Annotated in this window: 12 protein-coding genes; 5 read left to right on the forward strand and 7 right to left on the reverse strand. The window is 68.2% G+C overall.

All coding sequences use genetic code 11. The annotated features are described in order from the left end of the window. Positions 1-9: 9 nt before the first annotated feature. From trpD to lexA, 3 genes are all read left to right on the forward strand, one after another. Complete coding sequence (gene trpD / locus ACW170_RS13865) at positions 10-1047, forward strand: anthranilate phosphoribosyltransferase (RefSeq protein ID WP_492087230.1); 1038 nt, start codon at positions 10-12, stop codon at positions 1045-1047. After that, positions 1044-1838, forward strand: a complete 795-nt coding sequence (trpC, locus tag ACW170_RS13870) for an indole-3-glycerol phosphate synthase TrpC (protein ID WP_492087231.1) — start codon at positions 1044-1046, stop codon at positions 1836-1838. Before trpD ends, trpC begins: the two co-directional genes overlap by 4 nt. Before the next feature lie 123 nt (positions 1839-1961). Continuing rightward, complete coding sequence (lexA, locus tag ACW170_RS13875) at positions 1962-2663, forward strand: transcriptional repressor LexA (protein WP_492087232.1); 702 nt, start codon at positions 1962-1964, stop codon at positions 2661-2663. Here the strand turns inward: lexA and ACW170_RS13880 are convergent. Then, positions 2644-4830, reverse strand: a complete 2187-nt coding sequence (locus tag ACW170_RS13880; protein ID WP_492089186.1) for a ComEC/Rec2 family competence protein — start codon at positions 4828-4830, stop codon at positions 2644-2646. The two genes, lexA and ACW170_RS13880, sit on opposite strands and share 20 nt — an antisense overlap. On the opposite strand from ACW170_RS13880, the gene gltX reads away from it, so the two are divergent. Together gltX and gltA are read left to right on the forward strand one after the other, a co-directional pair. Continuing rightward, on the forward strand, positions 4829-6244 hold the full coding sequence (gene gltX, locus ACW170_RS13885; protein WP_492087233.1) for a glutamate--tRNA ligase: 1416 nt from the start codon (positions 4829-4831) through the stop codon (positions 6242-6244). The genes ACW170_RS13880 and gltX overlap by 2 nt on opposite strands. 66 nt (positions 6245-6310) lie before the next feature. After that, positions 6311-7612, forward strand: a complete 1302-nt coding sequence (gene gltA, locus ACW170_RS13890; protein WP_492087234.1) for a citrate synthase — start codon at positions 6311-6313, stop codon at positions 7610-7612. A gap of 81 nt (positions 7613-7693) precedes the next feature. Here gltA and lpxB read toward each other — a convergent pair whose 3' ends face one another. The 6 genes from lpxB to ACW170_RS13920 are packed head-to-tail and all read right to left on the reverse strand — an operon-like array spanning position 7694 to position 12586. Continuing rightward, positions 7694-8863: a lipid-A-disaccharide synthase gene (lpxB, locus tag ACW170_RS13895; protein WP_492087235.1), complete on the reverse strand. Its 1170-nt coding sequence runs from the start codon at positions 8861-8863 to the stop codon at positions 7694-7696. Continuing rightward, positions 8860-9699 (reverse strand): UDP-2,3-diacylglucosamine diphosphatase, encoded by an 840-nt coding sequence (gene lpxI / locus ACW170_RS13900; protein ID WP_492087236.1) that lies wholly within the window; start codon positions 9697-9699, stop codon positions 8860-8862. The genes lpxB and lpxI overlap by 4 nt, the downstream gene beginning before the upstream one ends. After that, on the reverse strand, positions 9696-10484 hold the full coding sequence (gene lpxA / locus ACW170_RS13905) for an acyl-ACP--UDP-N-acetylglucosamine O-acyltransferase (RefSeq protein WP_492087237.1): 789 nt from the start codon (positions 10482-10484) through the stop codon (positions 9696-9698). Before lpxA ends, lpxI begins: the two co-directional genes overlap by 4 nt. Continuing rightward, positions 10484-10960, reverse strand: coding sequence for a 3-hydroxyacyl-ACP dehydratase FabZ (gene fabZ, locus ACW170_RS13910; RefSeq protein ID WP_271165747.1), 477 nt, complete (start codon positions 10958-10960; stop codon positions 10484-10486). Before fabZ ends, lpxA begins: the two co-directional genes overlap by 1 nt. A gap of 2 nt (positions 10961-10962) precedes the next feature. Further along, positions 10963-11976, reverse strand: a complete 1014-nt coding sequence (gene lpxD, locus ACW170_RS13915; protein ID WP_492087238.1) for a UDP-3-O-(3-hydroxymyristoyl)glucosamine N-acyltransferase — start codon at positions 11974-11976, stop codon at positions 10963-10965. A 7-nt stretch (positions 11977-11983) separates the two neighbouring features. After that, complete coding sequence (locus ACW170_RS13920) at positions 11984-12586, reverse strand: OmpH/Skp family outer membrane protein (protein WP_492087239.1); 603 nt, start codon at positions 12584-12586, stop codon at positions 11984-11986. Positions 12587-12614: the final 28 nt, after the last annotated feature.

Below are 12614 nucleotides of genomic sequence, written 5' to 3' on the forward strand. Positions count from 1 at the left end.
CGCCTGATCATGGCCGACGGATTCAAGCCGATCCTCGCCCGCCTGGTCGAGGGCCACACCCTGACGTCCGAGCAGGCGCACGACTTCTTCGCCGCCTGCCTGCGCGGCGAGCCGACCCCGTCCCAGGTCGCCGCCGCCGTCACCGCCCTGCGCATTCGGGGCGAGACGGTGGACGAGATCGCCGCCTTCGCCCAGGCCATGCGCGACGCCGCCCTGACGCTGGATCATCCCTACGAGGTGATCGACACCTGCGGCACCGGCGGCGACGGCCAGCACACCTACAACATCTCCACCGCCGCCGCCCTGGTTCTGGCGGGCGCGGGCCTGAAGGTGGCCAAGCACGGCAACCGGGCCATATCCTCGAAATCCGGCTCCTCCGACGTCCTGTCGATCCTGGGCGTCAATCTGGCCGCCAGCCCGGATCAGCAGCGCAAGGCGCTGGACGAGGCCGGCATCTGTTTCCTGTTCGCCCCCGCCTATCACGGCGCCATGCGCCACGTCGGGCCGGTGCGCGCCGAGATCGGTTTCCGCACCGTCTTCAACCTGCTCGGCCCGCTGTCCAACCCGGCCCAGGCGAAACGCCAGGTCATGGGCGTCTATGACCCCCGCCTGCTCGAGCCCCTGGTCGAAGTTTTGGGCCGGCTTGGCGCCACCCGCGCCTGGACCGTCCATGGCCAGGGCCTGGATGAACTGGCCACATCCGGCCCGACGGAAGTCGCAGAATGGAAGGACGGCGCCGTCCGCCGTTTCCAGGTCACGCCCGAGGACGCCGGTCTTCCTCGCGCCTCCATCGACGCCATCCGCGGCGGCGACGGCGAGGAGAACGCCGCCGCCCTGCGCGCTCTGCTGGCGGGTCAGACCGGCGCCTATCGCGACATAGTCCTGCTGAACGCCGCCGCCGCCCTCGTGGTGTCGGATCAGGCGACGGACCTCGCCGAAGGGGCCGTCCTCGCCGCCGCCGCCATCGACGACGGCCGCGCCGCACAGGCGCTGGAGCGTCTGGCCCGCATCACCTCCACGCCGCTGGATACCGAAGACAAAGCATGACCGACGTCCTGGACCGCATCGCCGCCTACAAGCGCGAGGATGTCGCCGCCCGCAAGGCCGCGACCTCCCAGGACGCGATCGAGACCCTGGCCCAGGCCGCCTCGGCCCCGCGCGGCTTCCGCGCCGCCCTCGACAGAACAGTCGAAGAAACCGGCCGCCCCGCCCTGATCGCCGAGATCAAGAAGGCCAGCCCGTCCAAGGGCCTCATCCGCCCTGACTTCGACCCGACCGCCCTGGCCATCGCCTACCAGGCCGGCGGCGCGTCCTGCCTGTCGGTCCTGACCGACGGCCCCAGTTTCCAGGGCGACGACGCCTATCTGGGCCAGGCTCGCGCCGCCACGGCCCTGCCCTGCCTGCGCAAGGACTTCCTGGTCGACCCCTGGCAGGTGGCTGAAAGCCGGGCCCTCGGCGCCGACTGTATCCTGATCATCCTGGCGATGATCGACGACGCCCTGGCCGCCGAACTGCTGGCCGAGGCCGAGCGCCTGGGCATGGACGCCCTGATCGAAACCCACGACGAGGCCGAAATGGCCCGCGCCTGCGCCCTCGGCGGCGATCTGGTCGGGATCAACAACCGCTCGCTCCGCACCTTCGAGGTCGATCTGGAGGTCACCGAACGCTTGTCGATGCTCAGCCCCGTACGCGCCCTGCTGGTCGCCGAGAGCGGCATCTTCACCCCCGACGACGTCGAGCGCGTCTCCGCCGCCCACGCCCAGGCCATTCTGGTCGGCGAAAGCCTGATGCGTCAGGCCGACGTCGAAGCCGCCACACGCAAACTTCTGGCCGCCTGATTCAGCCCGACGCGCGTGGCGAAGCGACGCCGTTAAGTTGACATTAGGAAGGAACACTTACAGAACATCGTCAATGTTCACGGCCCGTTCCGATTCGAGGAAGGGGCTCATGAGGGCCAGGCGATGCTCACGCGCAAGCAGCACGAATTGCTGATGTTCATCCACGAACGGATTCAAGAGACCGGCGTCTCACCCTCGTTCGACGAGATGAAGGAGGCGCTGGATCTGGCGTCCAAGTCGGGCATACACCGGCTGATCACGGCGCTGGAGGAACGCGGCTTCATCCGCCGCCTCGCCCACCGCGCCCGCGCTCTGGAAGTGACCAAACTGCCTGAACAGGCGACCGCCGGCGCCCCGCGCGGCCGGGCCGGCTTCAAGCCTGACGTCATCGAAGGCGGCGGCGGCGCGCCCCGCCCCGCTGCGGCATCCGCCGCCAACGACACGCGCGAACTGCCCTTGCTGGGCAAGATCGCCGCTGGCACCCCCATCGCCGCCATTCAGCACGAGCAGGAGCGCCTGTCCGTGCCCGAATCCATGCTGGGCAAGGGCGATCACTATGTCCTCGAGATCGAGGGCGACTCGATGATCGAGGCCGGCATCCTGAACGGCGACCTTGTGGTCATCCGTCGCGGCGACACGGCCAACAACGGCGAGATCGTCGTGGCCCTGGTCGAGGGCGAAGAAGCCACCTTGAAACGCCTGCGCCGCAAGGGCGGCTCCATCGCCCTGGAGCCCGCAAACCGCGCCTATGAGACCCGCATCTTCGGCCCCGACCAGGTCGAGGTCCAGGGCAAGCTGGTCGGCCTCATGCGCCGCTATCACTGACGTCGGGATCCGACTGACGCGCCCAGGGCCGCCGGCCCCGCTCGTCGGCCGTCCAGACCGCTCGCCATCGGTTCGCTTCGGCCGGGCCGTCGCGCCACAGTTCGACCGCCCCGCCGCGCGCGAAATCGGCCCCGTCCAGAACTAGTCGTCTGTCACATGACGTCGGCAGGGCCTGAACCACAGCCCTAACGCTGACGACGGCCGCCGCACGGCACAGGGCGCTCATCTGCGCCATGTCCGGCGGCCGCCTGCCCCACCACAGGACGACAGGCCCCGTCTCGGCGGTCTCGGGGCGGCATGAGGATCGATCGCAGATCCAGCCCGCCTCCGGCCGATCCGCCAGGCTCAGCCCGCGTCGCCGGGACCACAGGTCCGCCGCGAACTCTCGCACGCCCGGCCGGATCACGACCGCCTCGCCCTGACGGTGAAAGGCCGCATTGGTCCCCCCGTCGCCGATCCAGACATCCGGCGTCGGCGCGCGCGGCCAGACCAGCACCGCCGCCGCCAGGGGCAGCCCCAGCCACCGCAGCCGCCCCTGCCACAGACAGACGAACAGCACGCCCAGAAAGGCGATGGGCAGCACATAGTCCGGCGCACTGGCCACCGTCCGCACCGCGCCCGGCAACCCCGCCGTCCAGCCCCCTATCGCCAACATCAGGTCGACGCCCCACCCCGCCACCGCCAGAAATGGAGCCCCCATCCCCAACGGCTCCAGCGCCGCCCCCAGCGCCAAGGCTGGCATCAAGACAAAGTCCGCCACCGGCGCCGTCCCCAGATTGGCCAGCAGCCCATACATGGCCGTCCGGTTGAAGTGCTGCATGGCGAACGGTCCCGTCGCCAGTCCCGCCACGACGCTGGCCGCCACCGCCGCCGCCAGCCAGCCGCCGAACCTCTGCGCCGCCACTATGGGCCAGGGTGCAGAAATCTCGCGCACCCGCTTGGGCCACGCCTCCACCAAGGCCACCAGCGCCGCCGTCGCCGCAAAGGACATCTGGAAGCCCGGCGTGACGATGGCTTCAGGCTGTATCGCCAGCACGGCGAACGCCGCCACCGCCAGCCCGTGCATCGTCACCGCCTGCCGATCCAACAGAATGGCCAGGAAGGCGATGGAGGCCGTAATCGCCGCCCGCTCGGCCGGCGGCGGCGCGCCCGACACCACCAGATAGGCGCCCACTGCCGCCAGGCCCGCGACGGCCGCGACCTTCTTGCCTGGAACCCGCAGCGCCAGCCAAGGCCAGGCCGCCACACCCAGCCGTGCGGCGAAAAATACGAAGCCGCCGACGATGGCCATATGCAGGCCAGAGACCGACAGAATATGAGCTAGGCCTGAGTCCCGCATCACATCCATGTCCTCCTGGCTGATCCAGGCTTCATGGCTGGTGGTCATGGCCGCCGCGATCCCGCCGGTCCGCTCCCCCAGCCGCGCCACGATCCGTTCCGCCAGGGTATAGCGCGCTCCGTTCACCGCCATGGCCAGCCGAAGTCGCCAGGGCGCCGGCGGCAAATCGATCCGGCGTGTCTCACCCAGGGCGAAGGCCACGCCCCCCATGCCCTGAAAGAAGGCGTTGCGGCCGAAATCATAGGCGCCGGGGCTGGCGGGCGCTGGCGGCGGATTGAGGATGGCGAAGAGTCGGATCGCCTCCCCCGGCCTGGGCGCTTCCCCCTTCACCGTGGCCCGCAGCCGCACCGGCGTCCGCTCCGCCTCCACGCCTCGGATCCACACCGGCGCCACCACCACCCGCGCCCCGTTCTGGCCCGGGCTGTCGACATCGATCACCCAGGCCTCGATCACTGTCGCCTCGCTTAGAGCGGGCGCGATCGGGGCGGCGATCGCTTCGGTCCGTACCTTTGCCGCCGCAAGGCCGCTCAACAGACAGGCCAGGATCATCAACGGCCAGGTCTGACCTCGCCTCCAGCCTCGCCGACGCCCCGCCAGCCAGGCTCCAAAGGCGACGCTCGCCGCCAGCAGTAGAGGCCAAAGCGACGGCTCGAACCGCAGGGCGAAATAGACAGCGCCGCCCGATCCGAAGGCCACGGGCGCCCACAGCCGCCATCGCAGCGTCTGGGCTGCGACCTCTTCAGCCAGCCAGGCGCTCAATCTCGCGGCGGGGGTAGGTTTTGACGCGTCGGGGCGTATAAGGGCCTCGCTTACGGACCCTTCCCCCATGACCTTGCCTTCTTCGACTGTCGTCACCCGCTTCGCCCCCTCGCCGACAGGCTATCTGCATATCGGCGGTGCGAGAACCGCCTTGTTCAACTGGCTATACGCCAAGAGACACGCAGGACGTTTCCTGATCCGGGTCGAGGACACCGACCGCGAACGCTCAACCGACGAAGCGGTGAAGGCCATCTTCGACGGCCTGAGCTGGCTGGAGCTGTTCGCCGACGAAGAACCCGTCTTCCAGTTCAGCCGCGCCGACCGTCATCGCGAAGTCGTCGATCAGTTGCTGGAGTCCGGTCACGCCTATCGCGACTTCACGACCGCCGAGGAAACCGGCCGCCTGCGCGACGCCGCCAAGGCCGAGCGCCGGGCCTTCGAATCGCCCTGGCGCGACCGCACCCCGACCGTCGACGACCTGGCCCTGCCGCACGTCGTCCGCTTCCGCCGGCCTCAGTCCGCCACTGTCACCGTCGCGGACGAGGTCCAGGGTCAGGTCAGTTGGTCGACCGACGACCTCGACGACCTCGTCCTGCTGCGCTCGGACGGCGCCCCGACCTATAATCTCGCCGTGGTGGTCGATGACCACGATATGGGCGTGACCCACGTCATCCGCGGCGACGACCACCTGAACAACGCCGCCCGCCAGAGCCTGATCTACGACGCCCTGGGCTGGACCCGACCGACCTTCGCACATATCCCGCTGATCCACGGTCCCGACGGCGCCAAACTGTCGAAACGCCATGGCGCCCAGGCGGTCCACGAATATGCCGAGATGGGCTATCTGCCCGAGGCCATGCGGAACTACCTGGCCCGATTGGGCTGGGCGCACGGCGACGATGAGCTGTTCAGCGACGCCCAGGCCGTCGAATGGTTCGACCTGGCGGGCATCGGCAAGGCGCCGGCGCGCTTGGACTTCGACAAGCTGGCCCACGTCAATTCGCACTGGCTGCGGCTCGCCGACGATGAACGCCTGGCCAAGCTGACGCTGGACATCCATCTGGCACGCGGCCGGAATCTCGCCGAGGCGGACGAGGCCAGGCTTCAGCGCGCCATGCCCTTCGTCAAGGATCGCGCCAAGACCGTGCTGGACCTGGCCGACCAGACCGAGTTCGTCCTCAAGACCCGGCCGCTCGCCATCGACGAAAAGGGCCGCGCCCTGCTGTCGGGCGACACCTTGGATCGCCTGGCGCGCCTGCGCGACCGGCTGGCCCTGTTCCAGTCCTGGGACGTCTTCGCCCTGGAAGCCGAACTCAAAAGCTTCGCCGAATCCGAACAGGTCGGGTTCGGCAAGATCGGTCCGCCCATGCGGACGGCCCTTACCGCTGGGTCAACTTCACCCGATATCGCACGAACTTTGTCCGCTCTTGGGCGCGACGAAAGTCTCGGGCGCTTGGATGATGCGCTGCAACAGACTAAGTGACACCCATAAACCAAAAAACGGCCGACGCCTCCCCGCGCCTGGACGTGTGATGCAAAGGGGCATTTCATGACTGAACAAGCCAATACCGCCGGGTCGGCGACCCTGTCCTTCGAGGGCAAGACCATCGAGCTTCCGGTCCTTTCGGGCTCCACCGGCCCGGACGTCATCGACATCCGCAAGATGTATGCGGGTACGGGCGCCTTCACCTTCGACCCGGGCTTCACCTCCACGGCTGCGTGCGAATCGGCCCTGACCTATATCGACGGCGACGCCGGCGTGCTGCTTCACCGCGGCTATCCGATCGACCAGCTGGCGTCGAAGTCGAACTTCGTGGAAGTCTGCCACCTGCTGCTGCACGGCGAACTGCCGACGGCCGAGCAGTTCGAAAAGTTCGAAAACAGCATCACCATGCACACGATGCTGCACAGCCAGTTCGACCGCTTCTTCGAAGGCTTCCGCCGCGACGCCCACCCGATGGCGATCATGGTCGGCACGGTCGGCGCCCTGTCGGCCTTCTATCACGACAGCCTGGACATCCATGATCCGGTCCAGCGCGACATCTCGGCCATCCGCCTGATCGCCAAGATGCCGACCATCGCGGCCCGCGCCTACAAGTATCACGTCGGCCAGCCGTTCGTGTCGCCGCGCAACGACCTGTCCTACGCCGAGAACTTCCTGCGCATGTGCTTCGCCGTGCCGGCCGAGGACTATCACGTCGATCCGGCCCTGGTGCGCGCCATGGACCGCATCTTCACCCTGCACGCCGACCACGAGCAGAACGCCTCGACCTCGACCGTCCGCCTGGCCGGTTCGTCGGGCGCCAATCCGTTCGCCTGTATCGCCGCCGGCATCGCCTGCCTGTGGGGCCCGTCGCACGGGGGCGCCAACGAAGAGGCGCTGACCATGCTGAAGCAGATCGGCACCCCGGACAACATCCCGGAGTTCATCCAGGGCGTGAAGGACCGCAAGTACAAGCTGATGGGCTTCGGCCACCGCGTGTACAAGAACTACGATCCGCGCGCCAAGGTCATGCAGCAGTCGGCCTATGAAGTCCTGGCCGCCACGGGCCGCGAGAACGACCCGCTGTTCCTGGTCGCCAAGGAGCTGGAGAAGGTCGCCCTGAACGACGAATACTTCACCTCGCGCAAGCTGTTCCCGAACGTCGACTTCTATTCGGGCATCACCCTGTCGGCGATGGGCTTCCCGACCAGCATGTTCACCGTCCTGTTCGCCCTGGCCCGCACCGTGGGCTGGATCGCCCAGTGGCAGGAAATGATGGCGGATCCGTCGCAGAAGATCGGCCGCCCGCGTCAGCTCTACACGGGCCCGACCGAGCGCGACTATGTGCCGATCGAACAGCGCGGCTGATCGAGCGCCACAGGCCCGAAATGCAAAACGCCGGGGCGCAGGCCCCGGCGTTTTTCTTTGTCTGAGACAGAACCGACGCGCCTATCTGGCGGCCTTGGCCTCGATGACCTTGAGCACGGCCTCGGCGGCGAGCGCCGAAGGGTCCGGCCCGCCCCGCCCCATCAGATCCAGCGCCGCCGTCTGACGCCTCGCCTGCTCGGCCGCAGCCTCGGGATCATTCAGCAACCGCCCGACGGCTCCGGCCAGATTTTCGACAGACGCCTCGCCCTGGATGAACTCCGGGGCGATCCGCTGATCGGCGGCGATGTTGAACAGGGAGATGTGTTTCGCCGTCACGACCCGTTTCATCAGCTCATAGCTGAGCCCGCCGATCTTGTAGGCGATGACCATGGGCGCGCCGGCCAGGGCCAGTTCGGTCGAGACCGTGCCGCTGGTGGCCAGGGCCGCCGTCGCGGCGCGCATGGCGTCGTATTTCTCGGCTTCGTCGACAAGATGGACGCGGAAGGGCCAGGCAGACACGCGACCGATCACATCCTTGGACACCGTGCCCGCAGCCGCCACGGCGACATCCAACGTCGGGTCCTGCGCCTTCAGACGAGCCACCGTCGCCTCATAGACGGGCGTCATCCGCGCAATCTCGGCAGGGCGACTGCCCGGCAGGATCAGCAGCAGTTTCGCATCCGCGGCTATCCCTCGGCGAGCGCGGAAGGCCGCGCCGTCGGCGTGGTCCATATCCACATGAAGCGCCGAAGACCCCACCACGGTCGTGGGCAGGCCCGCACGCTCAAACCAGGGCGCATCAAAGCTGTAGAGGGCCAGAAGGTGATCCACGGTCCGCGCCAGGGTCTTGGCCCGGACGGGGCGAGACGCCCAGACCTGAGGGCCGACATATTTGATCAGGGGCACGTCCGGTCGTGCGGCCCGGATCGCTTCGGCCACCCGAATGGTAAAGCCCCAGCTGTCGATCAGCACCACGGCGTCCGGCTGTTCGGCTGCAGCCAGTGCGGCCGTCTCCTGAACCCGACGTCGGACCATGCCATAGGCGCGCAGGCCCTCGATCCAGCCCAGGATCGACAGCTCGGCGATATCGAACGGACTGACGACGCCCTCCGCCGCCATGCGAGGCCCGCCGACGCCGACGAAGCTCACCGCGTCGCCCAGCCGCTTCCGGAGCGCCTGCGCCAGACCGGCGCCCAGGGCGTCACCCGAGGCCTCGGCCGCCACCAGCATGATCTTCAACGGACGGCTCATCGGTCTTCACCCCAGACGAACAGACCCAGCCGGTCCGCCGCCGCCACTATAGCCGGCCGGTCGATCAGGATCAGCCGTCCGGTCACGCCGGCGATGCCCGCCAGGCCCGCCGCCGCCGCCAGCTCGACCGTGCGCGGCCCGATCACCGGCATGTCCACACGTAGGTCCTGGATCGGCTTGGGGGCCTTGCCGAGCGCCCCCTTGGGGGCCGCCGGAGAACCGCGAAGATCGGCCGGCAGGCCCGCCACCCGGTGCAACATGGCGTCTGTCCCTTCCTGGGCCTCAACCGCCAGCACCAGACCGTCGCAGACGACCGCGCCTTGGCCGATGTCCAGTTCTCCTGACTTTTCGGCGACATACAGCGCCTTTCTCAGATCGGCGATCTGCTCCGGCGTCGGCGTCACAGCGCCGAGCGCGCCTTGCGCCAGGGTCTCGCCGCCCAGGATGTCATCGGCGCCTTCCACCGCGAACCCTTCGGCTTCGAACACCGAAAGGATCTTGCGCAGCAAGGCGTCGTCGCCCTGGGTCGCCGCAGCGACGATGCCCGGCAGCAGGGTCGCACCCTTGAAGTCCGGCTTCAAACTCTTGAAATCGGGTCGGTTGACGATGCCCGCCAGACAGACGGTCGTGCAGGTCTCCGCCTTCAGCGCCTTCAGTATGGCCCCGATCTGGGCCATGCCGAACTCGGCGCCCGGCCAGCGGGTCAGGTGGGGATCGGCGAACCCGGCCAGCCGGATGATGAAGACCGGCCGCCCCTCGGCGTCGCACCGCGCCGCCACCGCCGCCGGCAGGTCGCCGCCGCCGGCGATCAGGCCCAGCTTGCCGGGCGCGCTCATTCCGCGTTCGGCAGACACAGCGGACGCCGCCCGCCGTCGCGGATGAAGGCGATGATCTCCATGATCTCGGGCAGGTCGGCATAGGCCTGGGCCACGCCCTCGATCCGGCCGGCGAACTCGCCCTGCCCCTCGAACAGGTCGCGATAGGCCGCCAGCAGCCGGCGCACCTGGTCCTTGCCATAGCCTTTGCGCTTCAGTCCGATCAGGTTCAGCCCGCGCAGTCGCGCGTGATTGCCCCAGGCCGAGCCATAGGGGATGACGTCGCGGGTCACGGCGGCCAGACCGCCGATGATCGCCCCCTGCCCCACGCGCCCGTTCTGATGCACGGCGCACAGGCCGCCCAGGAAGACCTTGTCGCCAATATGAGCATGACCGCCCAGTGTGGCGTTGTTGGCCATGACCAGATTGCTGCCGACCACGCAGTCGTGACCGATATGGGCGCCCGTCATGAACAGGTTGCTGGACCCGACCACGGTCACGCCCGTCCCCTGCGGCGTGCCCCGATTGAAGGTGCAATGCTCGCGGATCTGGTTGTTCTCGCCGATCTCCAGCCGCACCGGCTCGCCCTTGTAGCCGTTGTGCTGCGGGTCGCCGCCGATGACGGCGAACGGATGGATCACCGTCCCGGCGCCCACAGTCGTATCCTGCTGGACCACCACATGGCTGACCAGGCGCACGCCCTCGGCCAGGACCACATTCGGCCCGACCGTGCACCAGGGCCCGACCTGGACCCCGTCGGCCAGGGTCGCCGTGGCGTCGATCAGGGCGGTGGGGTGGATGGTCATCAGGCGGCGGGCTCTGTCGCTGGAGTGGGCACGGTCACCACCATGGCCATGAATTCGGCCTCGGCGGCCAATTTGCCGTCGATGAAGGTCTCGCCGCGGAACTTGTAGGCGTCGCCGCGCGCCTTGATCACCTTGACCTCCATCCGCAGCTGGTCGCCCGGCCGCGCTGGTTTGCGGAAGCGCACGCCGTCGATGGACATGAACATGATGACCTTGTCGGCCACCGCGACGTCCAGCGTCTTGGACATCAGCAGAGCGCCGGTCTGGGCCATGGCCTCGACGATCAGCACACCCGGCATGACGGGGTCGATCGGGAAATGGCCCGGGAAGAAGGGCTCGTTGTGGGTGACGTTCTTGACGCCCACGATGGACGTGCGCGGTACGAAATCCTCGGCCTTGTCCACCAGCAGGAAGGGATAGCGGTGCGGCAGCCGCCGCATCACCTCGGCGTAATCGATCTTGCCGTCTTCACTCATCCCTATGATTCCTTCGGGGCCTTCTTTGAAGAGGCCTGTTTGGCGAGCCAGACGGTTTCGCGCAAGAACTGTCGGATCGGACGGGCCGGATAGCCGGACCAGGTCTCGCCCGCCGGAATGTTCGCCAGCACCCCGGCCCCGGCTGCGACCCGCGCGCCCTCGCCGATGGTGATGTGGTCGCCGATCCCCGCCTTGCCGCCAAAGATGACATTGTCGCCGCTGGTCACCGAGCCCGAAATCCCGGTGTTGGCGGCCATCAGATTGTTGCGGCCGATGACGCAGTTGTGGCCCACCATTACGAGGTTATCGATCTTGGTGTTCTCGCCAATGACCGTGTCGTCATAGGCGCCACGATCGATGCAGGAGTTGGCGCCGACCGTCACCCCGTCCTGCAGGATGACGCGGCCCAGCTGGGGAATATCCATGGCGCCGGCGGCCGTGCCGGTGGCGCCGAAGCCCGCCTCGCCGATGCGCGCACCGGCGTACAGCTTCACCCCGTCGCCGATCAGGGCGAAACCGACGGTGACGTTAGAACCGATCACGCAGTCCCGGCCGATCTGCACGCCCGGACCGATGACGGTGTTGGCGCAGATGCGCGTGCCGCGTCCGATACGGACGCCCTCGCCCATAACCACGCCCGGCTCCACGACCACGCTGTCGTCCTCAGCCGCCGCGGATGCGGCTATGGCGCGGTCCAGCGTGACCGGGCGGTGCAGCAAGGTCGAGGCCATGGCCCAAGAAGCCTGGGGCGTGCGGGAGACGATAACGGCGGCTTCAGCCGGCGCGGACGCGACGGCCTCGGCCGGCACGATCACGCAACCCGCCTTCGTTGCGGCCAGGGCTGCGGCGAACTTTCGGTCGCCCAGAAACGCGATCGCGCCCCCGTCCGCAGAGGACAGGGGCGCGACGGAACCTATGATCCGATCCCCGCCCCTCTCGACCTCGCCTCCGATTTGCGACGCCAGATCGGCGACGGACAAGGGGGCGAGGGTCTCGAAGAAGCGGGTGTCGGGCATGTCGAGCTTAGTTGGCGGCGGCCGGCTGTTGCGACTGCTGGGCCGGAACCGCCATGCGGTTGAACGACAGGGTCGGCAGGGCCGTGTTCAGGCGCTGGATGGCCGCATCGGTCAGGTCCATGGCCGGGTTCATCATGAAGACGCTCTCGCGGTCCAGCAGCAGGCCGCAGCCGCGCTCCTGGTACAGGGCGGTCAGGATGGGCGACACGGCCTCGGTGATGGCCTGGCGTTGCATGGCCAGAGTGTAGCGCAGTTCGTTCTCGCGCGTGCCTTCCAGCTGCTGAGCCTCTTGGGCGCGCTGTTGCAGTTGCTGGCGACGCTGCTGCAGTTGGTCGGCGGGGATGCTGGCGCCTGCAGTCTGCAGTTGCTGGGCTTCCGTCTGTATCTGAGTGGCGTAGGGCTGGAGTTCGCCCTGAACTTCCTGGGCCAGCTGTTGCATACGGGCCTCGACGGCTTGACCGGCGGCCGATTGGGCCAGCAGGCGGGCGTTGTAATAGACGCAGACGCCCGGAACGACCGGACCCGGGTTGGCGGGAGCGGCCGTTTGGGCCGAGGCGGCGGTGGCGACCAGAGAAGCGGCGGCCGTGGCGGCGATGATCAGAGCTTTCATGGGGTAATCCTCGTGCGAGCGCTTTTGC

The sequence above is a fragment of the Brevundimonas sp. FV2ps16 genome, from assembly GCF_058681075.1.

Excerpts from the sequence above, each read along its gene's own strand:
- trpD (WP_492087230.1), top strand. The coding sequence starts at position 10 with ATGGCCGACGGATTCAAGCCGATCCTCGCCCGCCTGGTCGAGGGCCAC.
- trpC (WP_492087231.1), top strand. The coding sequence starts at position 1,044 with ATGACCGACGTCCTGGACCGCATCGCCGCCTACAAGCGCGAGGATGTC.
- lexA (WP_492087232.1), top strand. The coding sequence starts at position 1,962 with ATGCTCACGCGCAAGCAGCACGAATTGCTGATGTTCATCCACGAACGG.
- gltX (WP_492087233.1), top strand. The coding sequence starts at position 4,829 with ATGACCTTGCCTTCTTCGACTGTCGTCACCCGCTTCGCCCCCTCGCCG.
- ACW170_RS13880 (WP_492089186.1), bottom strand. The coding sequence starts at position 4,830 with ATGGGGGAAGGGTCCGTAAGCGAGGCCCTTATACGCCCCGACGCGTCA.
- gltA (WP_492087234.1), top strand. The coding sequence starts at position 6,311 with ATGACTGAACAAGCCAATACCGCCGGGTCGGCGACCCTGTCCTTCGAG.
- lpxB (WP_492087235.1), bottom strand. The coding sequence starts at position 8,863 with ATGAGCCGTCCGTTGAAGATCATGCTGGTGGCGGCCGAGGCCTCGGGT.
- lpxI (WP_492087236.1), bottom strand. The coding sequence starts at position 9,699 with ATGAGCGCGCCCGGCAAGCTGGGCCTGATCGCCGGCGGCGGCGACCTG.
- lpxA (WP_492087237.1), bottom strand. The coding sequence starts at position 10,484 with ATGACCATCCACCCCACCGCCCTGATCGACGCCACGGCGACCCTGGCC.
- fabZ (WP_271165747.1), bottom strand. The coding sequence starts at position 10,960 with ATGAGTGAAGACGGCAAGATCGATTACGCCGAGGTGATGCGGCGGCTG.
- lpxD (WP_492087238.1), bottom strand. The coding sequence starts at position 11,976 with ATGCCCGACACCCGCTTCTTCGAGACCCTCGCCCCCTTGTCCGTCGCC.
- ACW170_RS13920 (WP_492087239.1), bottom strand. The coding sequence starts at position 12,586 with ATGAAAGCTCTGATCATCGCCGCCACGGCCGCCGCTTCTCTGGTCGCC.